Source organism: Pseudomonas brenneri (assembly GCF_007858285.1).
GTDB classification, from domain to species: domain Bacteria; phylum Pseudomonadota; class Gammaproteobacteria; order Pseudomonadales; family Pseudomonadaceae; genus Aquipseudomonas; species Aquipseudomonas brenneri.
The window spans coordinates 698,914-718,696 of record NZ_VFIL01000001.1; the positions used below are offsets into that span (position 1 = coordinate 698,914).

Below are 19,783 nucleotides of genomic sequence, written 5' to 3' on the forward strand. Positions count from 1 at the left end.
GCAAAACCATACAAGCGGGCTTGCCCTAATGCCAGTCAGTTAAGCGGATACTGCTTTCTGTAGGAGCGAGGGGGACGCCTAGTTCTTGCTCGCGAAGGACATCAACGATAACGCGTGTTTGCTAGGTAAACGCGGCGCTCTCAAGTTCTTCGCGAGCAAGCTCGCTCCTACAAGGGGGGGCGTCGTCAGTTGAACTCGCCAGAAACTTCGGACCACAGGCTGACCTTCTGCCCGCGATTCTTGAAGAACTCGATTTCACGCTTGATCCCCGAGCTCAGGTCCCAACCCGGCAGGTCGAGGATGATCAGTTCCTCCATCATCTCCATGAACAGCGCGTCCACCGGCGCCCACAGCTTGCCGATGGTTGCACTGTCCTTGCCTTCAAACGCCAGGTTGATCGGGTGCGACATCGACACCTGACTGAACACCCCATGACCTGACTCGATGATCGAGGCCGCCACCTTGTTGCACTGGATAAAGCGCTCAAGGGTGACCGACGCATCGGCATGGCTGTAGGGGCAGGCCAGAAAGATCTTTCTCATTGTTACCTCAGGGCAATGCAAGGGCTCGCGCCCTTGCGGGGGTTAAAGAGTTAGCGTCAGACCGCCTGGGCTGCGGGCACGCCGGATGCTTGGGCCTCGTCGCGCTCACGCTCCTGTGCTTCGTAGCGCTGAGCGGCAGGCACGGAGATCTTGATCGCGATTGCCACGGCGAGCAGGCCGCCAAACAGCTTGGCGAGCAGGATCGGCATGATCAGCGTCGGCTGGAAGTTCGCGGTAAAGGCCAGGTGATCACCGATGGTGGCCTGCGCGCAGACGCCCAGGGCCACACACAAGACCTTGTCCCGGGCATTCATTTTCTTGAACAGATGGTAGACCGCGATGATATTGGCAAACACCATCACAAACGCCGCCGCGCCATTGGCCGACAACCCGATGTGCCTGCCGAGTACTTCCATGGGCTTCTTGCAGTAGCGGTTGAACAGGTAGCAGATCGGGAACGTACCGGCGAGCATGATGCCGATGTAGCCAGCAATCTCGATGGCGCGGAACAGTTCCTTCTCGTCGGCGAACATCGGATCGAAGCCCCACACGCCGAAGTTTTTCATGAAGAAGCCAGTGAAGTGCTCGACGATGGCCAGCGCCAGGACGATCTTGATAAAGGCGTCCATCAATTTGCCGAACACCAGGAACCCGGCCACCATCCACGAGGCCCGGTAGCGCAAGCCGGCAGCCAGCAGGAAGCAGAACACAAACAGTGGCGCGAGCAAGCGCACGCAGTCGACAAAACCCAGGCTCAGGTAATGCAGGGCCGGCGAGGTGGTGGACACGATGTCACGCACCGGCAGGTTGAAGGCGGTGATCATCATCAGCGACGCAAGCACGGCAAACGGGATGCTGATCAACCCGGCCATGGCCCCCAGCGCCAGGTACTTGTGGTCCTTGCGTTCGAGCATCATCAGCCCGACCGGGATCAGGTAGACGATGGTCGCGCCGGAGGTGTAGCCGACGATCATCGCGGTGATCCACATGTCGCGGTTCGCCGCCAGGGCGTCGGCGAGCTGGTAGCCGCCCATGTCCACGGCGATGATCGACAGTGCCGCAATGGAGACGTCAGAACCCATCGCACCAAAGTACGGCCCCAGTGCGACCTCGATGAATTTAGACAGGTATGGAATCGCCACCATGATGCCCGCCTGCGCCAGGAACACCGGGCCGATGGAGTGGATGCCGTTGACAAACTCCTTGCCCAGGCCACTGTCCGGCTTGATCACGGAGGCAAACGCGCCGACCACCGCGCCGATCATGATCAGATAAATAACGTAGTTCCCGAATTCCGCCATTACTTTCGCTCCATCTGTACTGAATCAATTGTTGTTGTAGGAGTACGCCCCAGTCCGGTCGCTCCATTGGCCAAACGTTGGCACCCATGAGTGTTTTACCGCCTCATTTACGGCGCTTTCACACCCTATTACTAACCACTTCCCATGCCAATCGTGTGTTTATTGTGGTTTTGCGGGTTAAACACACTGGAATCGGTCAATTCTATTGCGTAATCTCTAGTCATACCTTTCAAGGCAGCGGACTCTACGGCCGTGAACGGCAAACGCCAATACCAAGTTCACACCACCGGCGCTGGCGCCCAAGCACCCCAACACGCGCTGCCCCGGCATCATTTGAGTGCCTCGGTAACAGCACTGCGCACCTGTGGCGCATTCACGTAGCATCAAGAGGATGACTCCCATGCGCCCCAATGAAAGACGCCAACATATCCTTGAGCTGCTACGCCAGCGTGAACGCATTTCGGTCGACGAGTTGGCGCGCACGCTCAGCACTTCGCAGGAAACCATTCGCCGCGACCTCACGGCCTTGGCCGAAGAAGGCCAGGTCACCAAGTTCCACGGCGGTGCCTCGCTGCCACCCAGCGGTGAACATGAGAACGCGTTCCAGACCCGAATGAATGAATTCTCCCAGGAGAAACGTGCGGTGGCGCGGTTCGCCGCCGGGCTCTATGCGCCGGGCGACAGCCTGTTGATCGATACCGGTACCACCACTCTGTTTTTTGCCCGTGAACTGGCAAAGCTCAACCGCATCACTGTCATCACCAACTCCTTGTTGATCGCCTCCGCCATTGGCACCAGTGGTAATCGCGTATTCATGATCGGCGGCGAATACCGCCCCGAATCGGAACAGAATATCGGCGCCCTGGCCATGGAGCAGATTGCACGCTTCAACGCCGAACATGCCGTGGTCACGATTGGCGCCCTGAACACCGACGGTGCCTTCGACTTCTCCATCGAAGAGGCCGAAATCACCCGCGCCATGATCGCCCGCACGCGCTACCTCACGGTCATTGCCGACTCCTCGAAAATGGGCAAACACGCACTGTTCCAGGTATTTCCCCTGGAGCGCATCGATCGCTTGATCATCGACCGCAAACCCCTGGGCGAGCTGGCCAAGGCCCTGGCACAGGCCCAGGTTGAAGTACTGGAGGCCCCTGCCCTGACCCGGCCTGAATGGTGACCGGTCAGCGCCAGTCGCGGCAACGGGTGACCGCATCGCTGAACGAGGCACGCCACTGCCGGGCTTGCTCGGCACTGACTTTGGGGTGAAAGGTGGTACTGGTGTTACGCGGCGGCTTGAGCGCCACGCCAATACCTTTGGCTGCCAGCGCCGCGCAGCCAAACGCAGTCAGTTCATCAAAACGCTGGGTGACAATGCAACGCTGCAAGGCATCGGCGAGAAACTGCGCGAAATACGGGCTGCGCGCCAAGCCACCATCGATGGACAGGTGATCGGTCACGCTGAGAAATTCGTCCATCGCCGTGATCACTTCAACACTGCGCAACGCCACGCCTTCGAGCACCGCCTGACACATATCCTGGCGCGTGGTGCTGCCATTCATGCCCACCCACAGGGCCGCCGCACTGCGATCCCAATGCGGGCAGGCCAACCCGGACAACGCCGGCACAAAGGCCAACTGTCGACCAATCGCCGGCGGCTCGTCGAACGCCGCCAGCTCCGAAAAGTCGCTGAACAAACCGAGGCGCCCGGCCCACTCCACTGCCGAACTGGCATCGTAGACACCACCGTCCATGGCATAAGTGGGCTTGCCGTCGATCTGCCAGGCAATGGTCGCCAACAGGCCCTTATCCGGCGCGCGGATGATCTGCTCGCCGGTCAATGTCAGGGCAAACGCCCCGGTACCGAAGGTGATCTTGGCGTCGCCCTCATTGCGGCAGCCATGGCCATACAGTGAGGCTTGCTGGTCAACAATCGAGGCGGTAATCGGCGTAGCGCCGATCTCACCAAAGTGCCCGACGGTGTCGCGGATCTGCGGCAACGTTTCCATTGGCACGCCAAACAGCTCGCAGAGCTGGCTGTCCCACTGCCCGGTCGCCAGGTTCATCAGCGAGGTGCGCGAAGCGGTGGTGACGTCAGTGGCGAAGACCCCGGTCAGGCGGTCGAGGAAATACGCATCGGTGGTGCCCAGGCGCAGCCTTCCGGCCCGCAAGGCGCTCTGCGCGGCCGGCAGATTGCGGATGATCCAGGCCAGCTTGCTCGCCGAAAAGTATGGATCCAGGGGCAACCCCGCACGCTCCAGGGTCAGGGCCTCGCCGCCATCACCACGCAGTTGGGCGATCTCGGCCGAGGTGCGATTGTCCTGCCATACAATGACCGGCGATAACGGCTCACCGGTCTTGGCGTCCCACGCCAGGCAACTCTCGCCCTGGTTGGCCAGGCCGATGGCATCTACCCGGCCGGTGGCCTCCAGGCAACGCTGCAGGTTATTGAGCAACTCCAGCGGGTCGTGCTCCACCCAACCGGGGTGGGGATGATGCTGCTGGTGGCGTAACGAGAGCTGGATATCAGCAGACCCATTTTGGCTCACCACCAACACACGGGTGCTGGTAGTGCCTTGATCGAGCGCGGCAATGCGCATAGTGAAGACTCCTCGGCAGGTCTTGTTATTGGCCGACAAAGTCGACTTCGAGTTGCTGTACGCCCTGGGGCAGGTTCAGGCTGGCGATGGGGATCAGCAGCCGGCGCTCGGGCAGCGAACTGCCGGCGCGCGACCAGATTTCCTTGCCATCGGCCCGCACCACCAGGCGCCCTTTCACCGCACGGCTGACACGCAGTTGCAGGTGCTGCATGCCCACCACAGAAGAGTTGCTCAAGCACTGCGGCACGCACAGTTTCAAATCGCCCTTGCAGGCAATCTCGATACTCGGCGTGGCAGCCGGCAACTGCCCCTGCAGATCACGGGCGATCATCGTAGCGATCTTGTGACCTTCGCGAAACGACCAACCTGCCGTCTCGACGGGGCGCAACAGATTACCTGCGGCAAAGTAGGCCGGGTCGCTACAGCGCCCGTATTGATCGATATACGGGCCGCCGCTTTTCGGGTCGAGCCGCAAATCGCTCAGGCGCACCAGGCTGGATTCGGGGGTGAACTGGCCGGTGAGCAGCACGCCGTCACAGTCGAAGGTCCTGGTCTGCCCGTCGGCCAGGCGCACCGTCGCGCCCTCCACCCGCCCGGTACCGTGGATTTCCAACAGCTGCGCGCCGAAATGCATCGGCACCCCGCACAGCCGTGGGAACAGCGACAGCGGCCAGCGCGCCGTGGCCCGAAGATTGGCTTCGATCATCGCCACCGGCTTGATCCCCGCGCGTCGGCAACTCATGACGGCCGACAGGCTGACCAGTTCGGTACCGACAATCAACGGCCGCTCAAAGGGCTTGAGGTGCTCCAGGTACAGATAGGACTGGAACGCGCCAGTATTGATCACCCCCAACGGGCGATCGCCGCCCAGCAGGCGTGCCGAGCGTGGCGTTTCCCGCGCACCGGTGGCGATCAGCACCCGGCGCGCCTGAATCACCTGGGCGCCGTCAGGGCTCACTACCTCCAGGCGCCCGCCCTGGCCCATCTGCGTCACCGAGTGTTTGACGCGGATCTGCACCCCCGCCTTCAACGCCTGCGCGACATTTTTGCGCGCATACGCAGGCCCCGTGTAAATCCGGCCATATTCGCGCAAGCCAAAGGGTGGATGCCCACAATGACGCGGGATGCCGCCAGCTTCGGGCTCACGTTCGAGCACCACGACCTTGTCGACACCCAGCTTGCGCAGGGTCATCGCCGCCGACAGCCCCGACGGCCCGCCACCGATAATCGCGACATCAATGTTTTCGACTTCAATGGGCTTCATGACAAACACCTGTTGCAAGGGGAATGGCCAGGTGGCCAGCGCTCAGCTCGGCTACCCGCGCCCCACAATAAAAACCCTGGCAGCGCCCCATGCAGGCCCGCGTACGGCGCTTCAACCCACCCAGGTCACCGGGCGGCAGCGCGCTGGCCAAGGCATTCTCGATTTCCCGTAGCGTTACCATTTCACAATGGCACACGATTTCGCCGTAGCCCGGGCGCTGGTAATCGCGCGGTAGATGTTCAGCGAGGTTAGGCAGCGTCGGCCATTGCAGGATGGGTGCGGGAACCGGTGTGTGCTCGCGCTGATAGAGGCTGAACACGTGCCGGGCAATGCCCAGCGCTGCCGTCAGGCCGGTGGAGCGGATGCCTCCTACGCTGATCCAGTTCTTACCTTCGACCCGCTGCACCCGATACTCTTTCTTTTCCGTGGCCGGCCGCAGCGCGGCATAGGTGGCAGTGACCGGCATGCCTTCGAGTGCTGGAATACGCTCGACTGCGGCATCCACCAACTGGCGCAACACGTCGCTGTCGAGGCCTGCGTGCAGGCGGTCTTCCTGCTCTTCAGCGGTAGGCCCCACCAACAGGTTGCCGTAGACCGTGCGAGTGAGGACGATACCCTTGGTGCGCTCATTGGGCACCGGCAGGATGATATTGCCCAGATAGCGCGCGGCCGCCTTATCGAACACCACGAACTGACCTTTGCGCGGATGAATGGAGAAGCTCGATGCACCCAGCAACTGTTGCTCCAGCACATCGCCGAACAACCCGGCGCAATTGATGATCGTGCGCCCCCGCACAAACCCGTTGGTGGTCTCCAGGGCCCAGAGTTCGCCATCAAAATAGCCGCCGTTGACCTCGGTGTTGAACCGCACCTGCGCCCCATGCATCATCGCCTGGAGCAGGTAACCCAGGGGCGCCGACCACGGATCGATAAGAAACTCGCCAGGCACCTCGACCGCCCCCAACGCGTTGTGCGCCAGATTCGGCTCCAGGGCACGCACCCGCTCGCGGCCGATCAGGTTGACATCGGCAATCCCGTTGGCGTGCGCCTGCTCGACAATGCCTTGCAGCTTGCCCAGGTCATCCTCGTTCCAGGCCACTACCATCGCACCGGTCTTGAGCAGCGGCAGCGACATCTTCTGGTGGATCTGCAGGTACTCCTGGTACCCGTCCTTCATGCATTGCAGCTCCAGGCTACCGGTTGGCGCATCGAAGCCCGTGTGCAAGATCGCGCTGTTGCCTTTGCTCGCCCCAGACAGGATATCCGGGCTTTTTTCCAGCAACAGCACCCGCGCGCCCTCCAGGGTAAAACGCCGGACCATCGCGCATCCCACCACGCCACCGCCCACAACGATGACGTCGTAGATACCGCTCTGATTCGGGAAGGGTTTCGTCATGATCAAGCCTATGGGTGAAGTGAGCGCATGTATTGCCTTGGAGGGGTGCAGGGCATATGCCACTGACCGAACCGGGGTTGGAATGACCGATTGGCCATAGCCGTTCACTCACTGCCCAAGGGCTCTGCGGCAGGGCAAGCATCCTCAGCCATGCAGACATCTAATGTTTATTGCTATCCGGCCTTTAAACACAACGTGGAAAAGGCTGACCGATTCGTTGCGCACAGAACTGATCCTGTCAAAAAGGCGTTACTGTGGATTCGATCAACACACATAAAATCGCTACATAAATACACAGCTACTTAAAAATGGTTACCTTTAAACACCTTAAGGCATAACCAAGACCGATTCCCCAAGGCCATATCGCGCTCATCCACATCTGTTCAGTCAAAAAAACCAAGTAAATGTGACCGATATAAAAAATTAACCCTATAAACCCCTCTTATTGACGACGCGGAACCGTCTTTCTGCGGCGCCTCCTAGAAAGACGTTGAAAGGGCCGGTTCTGAGACCGAGGCTCCCTCGCCCATTGCAGCCGCCAGTCAGAAACAACTAGAATAAGATTAATTCCCACTTACGAATTTTTCGCATGAAACCAGCCCAGCCCGCCGAAGCCGCGACGCTTGAAGCCCTGTACCGCGGCTACCACGGCTGGCTGCTGAGTTGGCTGCGCCGCCGTGTGGATTGCTCCCATCACGCCGCCGATGTAGCGCACGACACGTTTATCCGCCTGCTGTCGGCCGGGCCTTACGTCGCGCCCCGCGAACCGCAGGCCTACCTTGCCACCGTGGCCCGTCGTTTATTGATGGACAAGAATCGCCGGCGTCGCCTGGAACGGGCTTATCAGGACGAACTGGAACGCTGTGCCCAGTACCTCGACCAGGCGCCCTCGCCCGAGCAGATTTTGCAAGCGGTGCAGGTGCTGGAGGCGATTGACCGGGCCTTGGCGCGAATGAAGCCACGGATTCGCGAAACCTTTATCCTGCGTCACCTCGATGGCCTGGACCAGGCACAGATCGCCGAGCGCCTCGGGGTTTCGGTGCGCACCGTACAACAAGACCTGGTGGAAGCCCTGCTGGCCTGCGATGCGTGCGCCCAGCCATGACCCCGACCATCCTGCGCCAGGCCGCTGAATGGCTGGTCCGCCTCGACCATCAGCCCGACGCCGCCAGCCAACAGGCCTTCCATGCCTGGCTGGCCGCCGACCCGCAACATCCCTTGGCTGTTGCGCGCTTGCAGGGCCACCTGTCACCCCTCAAACAAGCCCCGGCCCGTGCGGCATTGCGCCGGGCGCGCCAACAGCCGAAGGCGATCAAGGGCCTGGCACTGGGCCTGTTAATCGGCTTGCTCGCCCTGCCGGTCTATCAGTACAGCCAGCGTGGTTATCTGTTCGCCGACCTCAGCACTGCCAGTGGCCAGTGGCAGCAACAACGCCTGGACGATGGCAGCGCACTGCAACTGGACGGTGGTTCGGCCGTCGATCTGCACTTCGATGCCAACCAGCGCCGTGTGCGCCTGCTGCAGGGTGAATTGCTGGTGGATGTGGCCAAGGATGCCCGGCGCCCGTTCTATGTCGATACCCCGCAAGGCAGCATTCGGGCGCTGGGCACGCGTTTTATCGTCGAACGCAGCGGCGATGCGACGGTGGTCAGGATGCTTGAATCGTCCACCCGCATCGACAGCGGTACACAACAACTGACGCTCAACCCCGGCCAGCGTGTGCGCCTTGAGGCAAGTGGCCCGGGGCGCGTGGAAGCATTCGATGCCCGCGCCCACGAAGCCGCCTGGGATACCCATCAACTGTTGGCCAGCGACGAGCCCCTGGCCGATGTCCTGGAGCGCCTGGGCCGTCATCGCAGCGGCCTGTTGCTGTTCGATCGCCAGGCCCTGCACGGCTTGCGGGTCACGGTGATGCTGCCGTTCGACGACCCGGCGCGGGCCTTGCGCCTGCTCCAGCGCACATTGCCGATCGAGATCAGCAGCTACACCCCATGGGTCACCCGTGTGTCTTTGAAAAAACAGCGCGAATAATTCTCAATAAAGTCTGCGTGTTTTCAGTTCTGCCGCGTCCTTTTCTTGGCCAACATCCAAAGGAGCAGCGATTCCATGTTTTCCACCCCGTCCCCCCGTGCCAGCCTGCTGCTGGCCAGCCGCTTGTTGTTTGGCTGCCTGCCGCTGGCACTGCCAGCCATTGCCTGTGCGCAGCAACAGGTCCAGGCCTTTGACATCGCCCCAGGAACCCTCGGCGAAGTCCTCGGCCGTTATGCCCAGGCCGCCGGCACGCCGATTGTGTTCCAGTCGCAACAAGTGGCCGGCCTGAACAGTGCTGGCCTGCGCGGCAGCTACAGCGTGGCGGAGGGCTTTGCCAAGGTCCTGGAAGGCACGGGCTTCACGGCGCAGGCCAGCGCCGATGGCTACCAGTTGCAGGCACTGACCGAGGCCAGCGGCACCCTGGCGCTGGCGGCCACCGAGATCACGTCGAACCAGTTGGGCACAGTCACTGAAGGCACGGGTTCCTACACCCCAGGCACCATCGCTACCGCCACACGCATGGTTCTGACGCCCCGGGAGACCCCACAGTCGATCACCGTGATCACCCGCCAGCACATGGACGACTTCGGCCTCAATGCCATTGACGATGTGATGCGCCACACGCCTGGCATCACCGTCTCGACCTATGACAGCGAGCGCACCAACTATTTTGCCCGTGGGTTTTCCATCGAGAACTTCCAGTACGACGGTATCCCGACCCTGCGCAACTCGGCCTACTCGTCCGGGCAAACCCTCACCGACATGGCGATCTACGACCGCGTGGAGATTCTCAAGGGCGCCACCGGCCTGCTGACCGGTGCCGGCGCGCCGGGCGCGACCCTCAACCTGATCCGCAAAAAGCCGACCCGTGACTTCAAGGCCAGTGTCGAACTGGGCGCCGGCAGCTGGGATAACTATCGCTCCCAGGTCGACGTCAGCGGCCCGTTGACCGAGCGCGGCAACATCCGTGGGCGGGCCGTGGCGGCCTATCAGGACAAGCATTCGTTCATGGAACGCTACCAGCGCAAGACCAGCGTGTACTTCGCCACCCTGGAAGCAGACCTCGACGACGACACCTTGCTGACCGTGGGTGTTGACTATCAGGACAACGACCCGCAAGGCTCGGGCTGGTCCGGTAGCCGCCCGTTATTCAACACCAACGGTGACCGTATTGACGTCAAGCGCTCGTACAACAACGGCGCCAAGTGGAGCCGCTGGGAACAGTACAACCGTGGCGCATTCGCCACGCTGGAACGCAGCTTCGCCAACGGTTGGGTGGCCAAGGCGCAACTGACCCACCAACTCAGCGGTTACTACGCGCCCCTGGGCTCGATACAGAGCGCGCCCAACCCCACCACCGGCCTGTCTACCGTCTATGCCAACAAGTTCACCGGCCAGACCCGCGCCAATGCCGCCGATGTCTACGTCAGCGGCCCATTCAACCTGCTGGGACGCGAGCATGAGCTGGTGGTCGGCGGCTCGGCCTCCAGCTCCCACTGGAAAGGCAAGGACTATGGCAGCCCCAAACACCCCAACGGCAATGTGGTGGACTTCTGGAACTTCGACGGCAATATTGCCGAACCTGACTGGGGCGCACCCACCTACATCAACGACCTGACCACCCGCCAAAGCGCGGGCTACATGAGCGCACGCTTCAACCTGACCGACCCGTTGAACCTGTTCCTCGGCGCCCGCGTCGCCAACTACAAATTGCGTGGTACCGACGACTCCACGGAAACCGGGCGGCTGGTGCCCTACGCGGGCGTGACCTACGACCTGAACGAAAACTTCACCGCCTATGCCAGCTACACCGATATCTTCATGCCGGAAAGCTACAACCGCGACCGCAACAACAAACTGTTGGAACCCTCCGAAGGCAAGAACTACGAGGGCGGTTTAAAGGGTGAATTCTTTGGCGGCCGACTCAATACCAGCCTGGCCTATTTTGAAGTCCACCAGAGCAACCGAGCAGAAGCCGACGCCGAGTACAACGCCGCGCCGACCAACCCATCATTGGGTTATGCCTCCAAGGGTATCGAAGCCAAGACCAAGGGTTTTGAGGCCGAAATGTCCGGTGAACTGGCGCCCGGCTGGCAGGCCCAGGCAGGTTACACCCACAAAATCATCCGTGACGAGAGCAGCAAGAAAGTCTCGACCTGGGAGCCGGAGGACCAGCTCAGTTTCTACACCACCTACAAACTCCAGGGCCCACTGGACCGCTTGACCGTGGGCGGCGGTGCGCGCTGGCAGAACCGCAGTTGGCAGGAGCTGTACAACCGCTACAAGGGCAAGAATGAGGAGTTTGCCCAAGAAGCCTACTGGCTGGTGGATGTGATGGCGCGTTACCAGGTCACTGAGAACCTGTCAGCGACGTTGAACCTGAACAATGCGTTCGACAAGAAGTACTACACCAACATTGGGTTCTATAACACCGCCTACTACGGCGACCCGCGCAATGTGATGCTTACCACCCGCTGGAATTTCTGATTCACCGACCTGGAGCTGTCGACAGGCGTTGCTTGAAACATAAGGCAAAAGCCTATTGACAGAACGAGGGAATCATCTTGGGGCAAACAACTACTCATAGCTCATGCCATGGCAGTTGTTTACCCCAAGACCTCTCCTCGATTCCTCAGGCGGCAACCCTTATGAACAGTGTTTCCAATCACATGACTGCGCAACCTCGCCCATTCTGCGCACCAAACTCTCTCTCGCCACAGCCGCCCTCCCGGCCCAAACGTGAAGCCCCGGCCCCATCAGAATCAACCGAAAGCGCTCGCACCCAAGGCGATCGCGAGTTAGCCATGGCGTATCACTCGGCACTGCTCCTGGCCGCCAATCGCGAAAGAAATGTCACGATCAACACTATTGCTCCCGACTCCACATTCGGCCAATGGTGGGCCCAACTGAAAGAGGCTTTTCACTCACCCGAAGTCCGTCAGTGGATTGAAGATAAAGGCATCAACACAGGGTCGATCACACTCAACCCGGAGTCAGGCCAGATCTCTTTCAAGCGTCAACGCCACCTTGATCCCGAACAGAAGCGATTCACCGTCGGGCAAGACGACTGGCAATGGGCTGCAATCAGCGGGCCTATCCTCCAGGCCGGACGAGTCCTCTCTGCAGGCCACGCCGAGACTACGTTCACCCCACCTGCAACCGATCTCGATCAACCGGTTCCATATGAGTTGATCGGGCATTTTTATAAAGAACAGCCGAACCTTACGCAGCCTTCGATGCGCCAGCGTGCGGTGGAAATTGACCGCAACCAGGGTTTTACAACACTCGATCCGAGCACCTTTGCAAGTTTGATTAAATCGCGCAGCGAGGACGCACTTCAAAACCAGAAAGCTTATTTGGGCGACATTTACGATCGACACCAAGCCAGCGCCGAGCTCCGTCACTTGGCAACGTCAGTGGAGGGTGGCATCGAATATGCCGGGCAAATCAAGGATGAACTGAAGAAGAGGATGATTGATCTGTCCCTGGACAGCACCTATCAGGCAACCACCCACCCCCCATCGAACAGGGTCAGTCTCCTGCAATTCATTGAAGATCATGGTTGGGATATTCCCGACCATCATGAGCAACTGGTGAATCTTGCGAGCGCCCTCTCCACTCCCACACCCAAGGCACCCGTCAATGGCAACCTGGGTGGCGCACTGACCTGGCCCGCACCGCTTGAGCAGGACAGCCTGGAGCAATTGAAAGCAGATCTGCGTACAGGCACGTTAGGCGCTATAACACTCCTCCCCTTTAACAGGGTTCTGGATTATCTGCTTGATGGCCGGCCCATCTCTCCTGAAGAGCAGAGTAATCCACGCGTGTTGATTGATACCCTGGTCAATTCCCCCAGGGGCAAGGCAGTAGGTCAGGCCATCCAGGGCACATTCGAGGCGCGCAGTGTTAAAGGCAGCGCTGCTGACTGGCTACTGGCGGCCTTGAACGTGGAGAACGACGGCCGTACGAGTGACCAGACGAAAAATCAATCACACGGCGAGATTCAAGGTTACCGATTGGTCTCGCCTGACAATACGGGTAAATCCCCCTCAACGATCATCAAGGAACTGGTCAATCACCTCGTCGCCAAAGGCATAGCGTCGTCCTCCGAAAAAGCTGCGGTCCAGGCTCATCTTTTGCTGGCCAATCGGGCGCCAGCGTTCCTGATCAAGGGCATTCCGAATCAGGTAGTCGTGGGCACCCACAGTTGGGTCAGCCTTGTCACGGCGACCGCCCGCATAGAAGCAAAATCGCCTGGAGCAACTGCGGCGATGAGCTACACGCAAATCATGCTCGAAGCCGGTGTTGCACCGATCACTGATGAAGAACGTCGTGTTGAATATGCGGCCCAAAACGAGGCAATCAAAGACTGGGGGGTCGCCAACGGCTTGAGCTACCCCGTAGATAAAGTCGCCTTGAATGCCGTCCGCGAGGCGTTCAATGCACAAATCCGCGAGCTGAAAGAGGCTTCCGAAACGCAACTCCCTGGCATGCCCACGACCCAAAACATTGCACTGGAACAATTGAAGAAAGCTCTGCCGGAGATGGACCCAAAACTGTTCACCCAAAAATGCATTACCTCGAAACCCTCCAGCAGGTTTTTTCCGGGGCCTTACTCGATACTGGATATGTATATTGATGGTCGTGGGCTGCGCGGAACACCTGACTCGGCTGATAACTGGGGAGAGCCCGGCCGTCACCTTATAAAGTCCGTTACTTCTGGGGCCGTCGATCTTCCTCCTGATGGAAAACCGGCGACATGGGTCGCCTCATCGGAGGCTATCAACATCAACGATGTCATGACAAAGCTTCAAAAGCTGCCACGCCCGCTGGACGCATTTAATGAGACCTTTGCGGGCTATGCCAAAGCTGTCAAAAAAGCTACGTCAGCACAACTCAAACTCCTAATTTCGAAACTGCCACTGGAAGACCGGAAGAACCTGGAGTTCGGCAAACTAACCATCCGTAAAGAAATCAAATACCTCAGAAACGATCACCCCACTCGCGTTGAACCAGGCGTTCTACTGGTCAAGACCGAACGCAACGGCAACGTCATGACGTACGCAATCGATCGTTTGAAGGGTACTGTGACCAGGCAACCCAACCAGAATTATAAGGAGTATGCCCCGAGCAGCAGCTTTATGAGTTCCTCAGGCGGTAAAAGATTCGATGTGGTAAAACCTGCAGGTCAGTACTCGCCTGAAATAACGAATGAAAATAACGCTGCACAGGGCGTACCTAATAGTTTCAGCAGTGCCAGAACTCAATATATTGTTGATGCCATGATCACGGACATGGACCTACCAGCGGTAGAACGATACGCCAAAGGGGCAACGACCTTTGACACTGAAGTACCGACCTATAAGATACTTGAAGAAATTGCGCTGAGTTTGATCCCACTCAGATCAGCCATAAAGAATTTTATAGAGGGGAAAGTTAGTGACGGCCTTATCGACCTGGCCTTTGACATCTTCGGTTTTGCAGTTGGCCTGGGTGCCGCTGCCAAGGGCGCCAAGGCCTTTGCCGTCGGAGCATCGGCACTTTCAAAAGTAGGCCAAGTCGGCAAAATTATAGGCCGGGCGGCGGTGGGCGCACTTAATCCACTGGGCGGAATTGATGACCTGGCACGTGGTGTTGTATTTGTCGGGCGTAAGGCCCTGCACGGGGTCAAATACCTACGCGGCTCTTACCGCAGTCTCAATCTGCTGGAGTTGGCAAAAAAGTCTGATATTGCCGAAGGCACCTACAAGGCAACCAATAGCGCACGTGAAAGCAAAACCTTGGCTAAGTTCGATGAGGCAAGCAATAAATGGTACGCCTTTGATCCGCGTACAAAATTAGCATACGGTAAACCGCTGGATAACTTTGTCGTGGCCACTCCCAGGCTAAACGATCCCGACAGCCTGTATACAATCGGTAGCAATGATGCAGTAAAGACCGCGAGTCAGCAGCACGGCCTGGCGGCAACCGGTACATTCAAGATTGGACAAGAGACGATTGAAGGTAATGTCGTCATGTTTCAAGGCAATTGGCATCAGTACGACGCGTTGAAGAAACGAGCCTTTGGTCCCCCACTAAGCGATTTCAAACCGAGCCGGGTGGCGGCCAATGGTGAGGTCAAATCACTCCACGCCGACTTACTGGATTATGAAGTCAAGCATATAGATCCGGACGAGCTAAAGATCAGGGGATTGCAAGGCAATATCTATGTGGGCCGGAGTAACAAGGAGTATGTCAAAGTTAATGGGAAGCTTTATTCCTCGCACTTGAAAGAGGGTCAACGAGTCATCCGTCATGCCAGGGGAGCAGGCCCGGACATACCCATCAAGGATCTGGGCCCTTCTGGATGGGGTCTCGCCTCAAGAGAAAATCGTTTGCTGGGAGGAGCAGGCAACGCCCCAACGCCCTGGAAGCTCGGCGACACTACTTATGTGGCACCGATGGACGATATTAAAGCAGCAGCGGGTTCTAACCCCCCGTATACGCTCAACTATCTGGGCGTGGACCACACTGTCATCTTCGACAGCTCCATCGGGGGATGGAAAGCGGCCAATATCTCTGTCGGCATCGAAAATCAAGGCCAGAATTACTTCTGGAGAGTCGGTAAGAACAAATGGCAACGGGGAACATTCAAGGAACTTAAAAACGCTAAGAAAATCGACTCCCACAGATTCCAATTTATTGATGTCTCCCCCTCGACAATTACAAAAATCCCGATAGATGCGAGGCCTTTGCCCAAAGAACTCCACTATTTCTGGGCAGGCCAGGACGTACCCACCCACCTTATAGAAAACATGGCTAACAATGCAGCCAAAACATCAGGCTATAAATCCATTTTGCATGTAGATGCCGACACCCCAGCCATTTTTCAACAAATAAAAAGCAAGTTAGAAAAAAAGGCCCCTGGACTGACGATAATGGACCTCAATAAAGACGACGTTTTTAAACAATTGAAACAGAGTGAACTGTACGATTATTTTCGCCAAGGGCAAGGAAAAAATCTTGCAGCAGCGTCGGACGTCGCACGTTATCCCATCATGAATAAATACGGGGGCATTTATCTTGATACCGACGATATCATTCAATCCGACATCGGCAATGCTTTATTAAACGCGGGTTCTAATGACATCCTGCTCAGCAAACCTGTTGCGCACAAGCTTACTGAATACCGGCCATTCTACAATACCAGTAATTTTGCAACACAGCCTGGCAACCCTGTGATTACAGATATAATCGCAGAAATGAACGAGCGGTTTTCCGCCAACAAATCCTACTTTGCCGCCAATCGCCCCGTCGCCACGAGGGGCCCCGATGGAAACGTTTTATATACTCCTGCGTTCGACGCCTATGAGGGAAAAATTTTTGAGACCGTTGGCCCCAATCTATTTAATGACATCCTAAAGAGAAAAAGGCCTGACATGTATGAGCTGGGTTTCGATGGCATCACTAAAGAATCAAAAATCGTTGACAACAAGCTCGTCGCATCCGGACCCACTGTCAACATTCTAGCCACCACACGAAAATTTTACACAAACAAGGGAATCGCTCCTCCCGACCTCTTGGGTTTACACATAAAAGCAATGAAAGAGCACTATCTTGCACTTTCCCAGAAATTCAACATCAAGATTGGCGCCGAACACTCTTGGATCAATACATAGGCATGATTAAAGCAGGATAGCCTTTACTCCTCAGCTCGTACTTGCGAGATGAGGAGTCAGTGGGTACCGACAACCCACCTGCAAAAACCTTAATAACCCGCCACCACCCACCGCACCTTCAGTAAAGCCGCCCGCAGCGCACTTTTGTCCACTGAGCCCAAAGCCAGTCGAACAGCATGGGGCACCAGCGTCGACACGCAAAACGGCTCAGCCGTGGAGACCGAGATATTCTCCCGGGCCAGCGCCATGACGATCTGATCCGCCCGCGTATCCTCTCCCAATGGCAACCATAAAAAGTACGACGATGGATGAGCGATGTAGTCCAGCCCCACCAATACTTCTGTCGCCAGTGCCTGCCGGGCCTGGGCGTCCTGGCGTTTTTGCGCCTCCAGTTGCAGCACAGTGCCGTCGTCGATCCAGCCCGCAGCGATGGCCGTCATCACGCCGGGCGCGTTCCACACGGTGGCCATGATCGTGCGCTCCAGCGCCGGCACCCATTGGGCCGGCGCAACCACAAAACCAACCCGCAGGCCGGTGGCGACACTTTTGGACAAGCCGCCCACATACACCGTGCGCTCCGGTGCCAACTGTGCCAGCGGTGGCGGTGCGTCTTCTGCGAGGAAGGCATAGGCGGCGTCTTCGATCAGGATCAACTGATGCTTGCGAGCGATGCACACCAACTGCTCGCGCTGCTCAAGCCCCAGCACCCAGCCCAGGGGGTTGTGCAGGGTCGGCATGCAATACAGTGCCCGCACAGATCGGTGTCGACACAGTTGCTCAAGGGCAGCAAGGTCAGGGCCGGTCGGCGTGACCGGGATCGCGACGATCTCCAGATGCAACGTTTCGGCCAGCACCTTGAAACCGGAATAGGTCAACGCATCCACGGCAATCACATCGCCCGGCTTGAGCATGGCCATCATCGCCACCGTCAATCCATGCTGGGCACCGCTGACCACCAGTACCTGTTCAGCCTCGACCGTGAGCCCGCGATGCAACAAGTGCCGCGCCATTGCCGCCCGCTCATGGGGGCGCCCGGCATGGGGCTGGTAGCGCAGCAATGCCTCCAGGTCACCGGACAACGCCAGTTGGCGCAACGCCGTGCGCAACAGATCGGCCTGGCCGGGCAAGGACGGGTAATTGAAATTAAGGTCCACCATGCCCGCCGCCACGGCAATCTGCCCAACGCCCTGCCCTGGCGACAAGGAAATTTCCCGCACAAAGGTGCCGCGCCCGGTCTCGCCACTGACCAGACCCATGGCCTCCAGCTCGCTGTATACCCGGCTGGCCGTCACCAGGGCCAGGCCATGGGTCGCGGCCAATTGGCGATGGGTAGGCAAGCGGGTGCCGGGCACCAGGGTTCCTGCACGGATATCCCTGGCAAAGGCATCCACCAACGACTTGTAACGGGCACGGGGCATGGGCGATGTATCCATGACAATTTTTTGATTGTCATCATCTTCAACCCTAGGATGCCCAAAACACAACCCATCCCTAGCGAGCCTTCCTGACATGGAACAGACTTCCCGGTTGATCACTCCAGAACGCAGCAGCCACGGCTGGATCAATGGATTGATCGGCGTGCTGATTTTCAGCGGATCATTGCCCGCCACCCGCCTGGCGGTGCTGGAATTCGAGCCGGTCTTCCTGACCGTGGCCAGGGCCAGCATTGCCGCCGTGCTTGGCCTGGCGCTGTTGTGGTTGTTCAGGGCGCGGCGTCCGGCAGCCGACCAATGGTGGCCGTTGCTGATCGTCGCCTTTGGCGTAGTTATCGGCTTCCCGTTGTTGACCGCACTGGCCTTGCAGTACGTGACCTCTGCCCACTCCATCGTGTTTATCGGCTTGCTGCCCCTGGCCACCGCCGTGTTCGGTGTACTGCGTGGCGGCGAGCGGCCGCGCCCAGTGTTCTGGCTGTTTTCAATCCTTGGCAGCCTGCTGGTGATGGGTTACGCGTTTGCCCAGGGCCTGAGCGCCGCCCCCGCTGGCGACCTGTTGATGCTATTGGCCGTGCTGGTGTGCGGGCTGGGTTACGCCGAAGGGGCCAAGCTGTCGCGTACCCTCGGCGGCTGGCAGGTGATCTGCTGGGCATTGGTGGTGTCGCTGCCGGTGGTGGCGCCATTGACCTTTATCCTCGCCCCCGCCTCCTTCGAAGGGATCAGCCTGCCGGCCTGGCTGAGCCTGGGCTATGTGTCGTTGTTCAGCATGTTGATCGGTTTTGTGTTCTGGTACCGCGGGCTGGCGCAAGGGGGGATTGCTGCGGTCGGCCAGTTGCAGTTATTGCAACCGTTCTTCGGCCTGGCACTGGCCGCGACCCTGCTGCATGAACAGGTCAGCCTGGGCATGCTGGCGGTGACCGTCGCGGTGATTGCCTGCGTGGCCGGGGCGAAGAAATTTGCGCGCTAGGCGTGCCCGCCATTAGTCTCTGGGGTTGGCCCAAAACAATAAGGATCAACCATGCACAGCCCTTCCCTGCAAGACACCACTGCGCCGGATGGCGTCTGTTACGGCTGCGGCCCGAGCAATGCCCACGGGCTGCACATCAAGAGCCGCTGGGATGAGGACGGCGTGCATATCGTCGCCGAGCATCTGCCCGACGCCCAATACTGCGGCTGGCCCGACCTGGTCTACGGTGGCCTGATCGCCATGTTGGTCGATTGCCACTCCAACTGGACCGCCATGGCCTATCACTACCGCGCAGAACAGCGCACACCCGGTGAGCTACCGCGCATCAACTGTGTGACCGGCAACCTGGGCATCAAATTTATCAAGCCGACTCCGATGGGCGTGCCACTGATCCTGCGCGCCAGGGTCGAGGGTGAGGTCGGGCGCAAGAGCCGCGTGGTCTGCGAGGTGTATGCCGATGGTGTGCTGACGGCAATTGGCGATTCGATCTTCGTGCGGGTCGATACCGGGCACCTGGCCGATGTCGCCCATGGCCGACAAGCCTGACAATGGTCTACATTCAACGCCACGTGCCGAAAAGAGGAGCTTGCC

At 58.9% G+C, this 19,783-nt stretch carries 13 protein-coding genes; 7 read left to right on the forward strand and 6 right to left on the reverse strand.

The annotated features are described in order from the left end of the window. Positions 1 to 185 precede the first annotated feature (185 nt). Both FJD34_RS03060 and eutH read right to left on the reverse strand, forming a co-directional pair. Positions 186 to 542, reverse strand: coding sequence for a DUF1937 family protein (locus tag FJD34_RS03060; RefSeq protein ID WP_090291003.1), 357 nt, complete (start codon positions 540 to 542; stop codon positions 186 to 188). Between the two features lie 56 nt (positions 543 to 598). Beyond that, positions 599 to 1,843 (reverse strand): ethanolamine utilization protein EutH, encoded by a 1,245-nt coding sequence (gene eutH, locus FJD34_RS03065; RefSeq protein WP_032860651.1) that lies wholly within the window; start codon positions 1,841 to 1,843, stop codon positions 599 to 601. Positions 1,844 to 2,243: 400 nt separating this feature from the next. Between eutH and FJD34_RS03070 the strand changes: the two genes are divergently transcribed. Beyond that, positions 2,244 to 3,023 carry a DeoR/GlpR family DNA-binding transcription regulator gene (locus FJD34_RS03070; protein WP_065943290.1) on the forward strand — a complete coding sequence of 260 codons (780 nt, stop codon included), beginning with the start codon at positions 2,244 to 2,246 and terminating at the stop codon, positions 3,021 to 3,023. Positions 3,024 to 3,027: 4 nt separating this feature from the next. On the opposite strand, the gene FJD34_RS03075 is transcribed toward FJD34_RS03070, so the two are convergent. The 3 genes from FJD34_RS03075 to FJD34_RS03085 are packed head-to-tail and all read right to left on the reverse strand — an operon-like array spanning position 3,028 to position 7,103. After that, the gene (locus tag FJD34_RS03075; RefSeq protein WP_032860654.1) at positions 3,028 to 4,443 is read right to left on the reverse strand and encodes an FGGY family carbohydrate kinase; all 1,416 of its coding nucleotides are present in this window, start codon (positions 4,441 to 4,443) and stop codon (positions 3,028 to 3,030) included. A 25-nt stretch (positions 4,444 to 4,468) separates the two neighbouring features. Then, positions 4,469 to 5,707: an NAD(P)/FAD-dependent oxidoreductase gene (locus FJD34_RS03080; RefSeq protein WP_065943291.1), complete on the reverse strand. Its 1,239-nt coding sequence runs from the start codon at positions 5,705 to 5,707 to the stop codon at positions 4,469 to 4,471. After that, a complete protein-coding gene (locus FJD34_RS03085; protein ID WP_032860656.1) occupies positions 5,694 to 7,103 on the reverse strand; it encodes an NAD(P)/FAD-dependent oxidoreductase in 1,410 nt (469 codons plus the stop codon). Before FJD34_RS03085 ends, FJD34_RS03080 begins: the two co-directional genes overlap by 14 nt. 589 nt (positions 7,104 to 7,692) lie before the next feature. Here FJD34_RS03085 and FJD34_RS03090 point away from each other — a divergent pair. The 4 genes from FJD34_RS03090 (at position 7,693) to FJD34_RS03105 (ending at position 16,792) form a co-directional block, all read left to right on the forward strand. Continuing rightward, complete coding sequence (locus tag FJD34_RS03090) at positions 7,693 to 8,208, forward strand: sigma-70 family RNA polymerase sigma factor (RefSeq protein WP_032860657.1); 516 nt, start codon at positions 7,693 to 7,695, stop codon at positions 8,206 to 8,208. Beyond that, the gene (locus FJD34_RS03095; protein WP_090291002.1) at positions 8,205 to 9,134 is read left to right on the forward strand and encodes a FecR family protein; all 930 of its coding nucleotides are present in this window, start codon (positions 8,205 to 8,207) and stop codon (positions 9,132 to 9,134) included. Before FJD34_RS03090 ends, FJD34_RS03095 begins: the two co-directional genes overlap by 4 nt. Positions 9,135 to 9,209: 75 nt before the next feature. Beyond that, on the forward strand, positions 9,210 to 11,621 hold the full coding sequence (locus FJD34_RS03100) for a TonB-dependent siderophore receptor (protein ID WP_090291001.1): 2,412 nt from the start codon (positions 9,210 to 9,212) through the stop codon (positions 11,619 to 11,621). A gap of 161 nt (positions 11,622 to 11,782) precedes the next feature. After that, positions 11,783 to 16,792 (forward strand): glycosyltransferase, encoded by a 5,010-nt coding sequence (locus tag FJD34_RS03105; RefSeq protein WP_090291000.1) that lies wholly within the window; start codon positions 11,783 to 11,785, stop codon positions 16,790 to 16,792. Positions 16,793 to 16,881: 89 nt separating this feature from the next. On the opposite strand, the gene FJD34_RS03110 is transcribed toward FJD34_RS03105, so the two are convergent. Continuing rightward, positions 16,882 to 18,210, reverse strand: coding sequence for an aminotransferase-like domain-containing protein (locus FJD34_RS03110; protein ID WP_032860661.1), 1,329 nt, complete (start codon positions 18,208 to 18,210; stop codon positions 16,882 to 16,884). A 91-nt stretch (positions 18,211 to 18,301) separates the two neighbouring features. On the opposite strand from FJD34_RS03110, the gene FJD34_RS03115 reads away from it, so the two are divergent. Together FJD34_RS03115 and FJD34_RS03120 are read left to right on the forward strand one after the other, a co-directional pair. Then, positions 18,302 to 19,192, forward strand: coding sequence for a DMT family transporter (locus tag FJD34_RS03115; protein WP_032860662.1), 891 nt, complete (start codon positions 18,302 to 18,304; stop codon positions 19,190 to 19,192). 51 nt (positions 19,193 to 19,243) lie between these two features. Continuing rightward, a complete protein-coding gene (locus FJD34_RS03120; RefSeq protein WP_090290999.1) occupies positions 19,244 to 19,738 on the forward strand; it encodes a PaaI family thioesterase in 495 nt (164 codons plus the stop codon). Positions 19,739 to 19,783: the final 45 nt, after the last annotated feature.

Excerpts from the sequence above, each read along its gene's own strand:
- FJD34_RS03110 (WP_032860661.1), bottom strand. The coding sequence starts at position 18,210 with ATGCCCCGTGCCCGTTACAAGTCGTTGGTGGATGCCTTTGCCAGGGAT.
- FJD34_RS03105 (WP_090291000.1), top strand. The coding sequence starts at position 11,783 with ATGAACAGTGTTTCCAATCACATGACTGCGCAACCTCGCCCATTCTGC.
- FJD34_RS03070 (WP_065943290.1), top strand. The coding sequence starts at position 2,244 with ATGCGCCCCAATGAAAGACGCCAACATATCCTTGAGCTGCTACGCCAG.
- FJD34_RS03060 (WP_090291003.1), bottom strand. The coding sequence starts at position 542 with ATGAGAAAGATCTTTCTGGCCTGCCCCTACAGCCATGCCGATGCGTCG.
- FJD34_RS03120 (WP_090290999.1), top strand. The coding sequence starts at position 19,244 with ATGCACAGCCCTTCCCTGCAAGACACCACTGCGCCGGATGGCGTCTGT.
- FJD34_RS03115 (WP_032860662.1), top strand. The coding sequence starts at position 18,302 with ATGGAACAGACTTCCCGGTTGATCACTCCAGAACGCAGCAGCCACGGC.
- FJD34_RS03085 (WP_032860656.1), bottom strand. The coding sequence starts at position 7,103 with ATGACGAAACCCTTCCCGAATCAGAGCGGTATCTACGACGTCATCGTT.
- FJD34_RS03100 (WP_090291001.1), top strand. The coding sequence starts at position 9,210 with ATGTTTTCCACCCCGTCCCCCCGTGCCAGCCTGCTGCTGGCCAGCCGC.
- FJD34_RS03090 (WP_032860657.1), top strand. The coding sequence starts at position 7,693 with ATGAAACCAGCCCAGCCCGCCGAAGCCGCGACGCTTGAAGCCCTGTAC.
- FJD34_RS03080 (WP_065943291.1), bottom strand. The coding sequence starts at position 5,707 with ATGAAGCCCATTGAAGTCGAAAACATTGATGTCGCGATTATCGGTGGC.
- FJD34_RS03075 (WP_032860654.1), bottom strand. The coding sequence starts at position 4,443 with ATGCGCATTGCCGCGCTCGATCAAGGCACTACCAGCACCCGTGTGTTG.
- FJD34_RS03095 (WP_090291002.1), top strand. The coding sequence starts at position 8,205 with ATGACCCCGACCATCCTGCGCCAGGCCGCTGAATGGCTGGTCCGCCTC.
- eutH (WP_032860651.1), bottom strand. The coding sequence starts at position 1,843 with ATGGCGGAATTCGGGAACTACGTTATTTATCTGATCATGATCGGCGCG.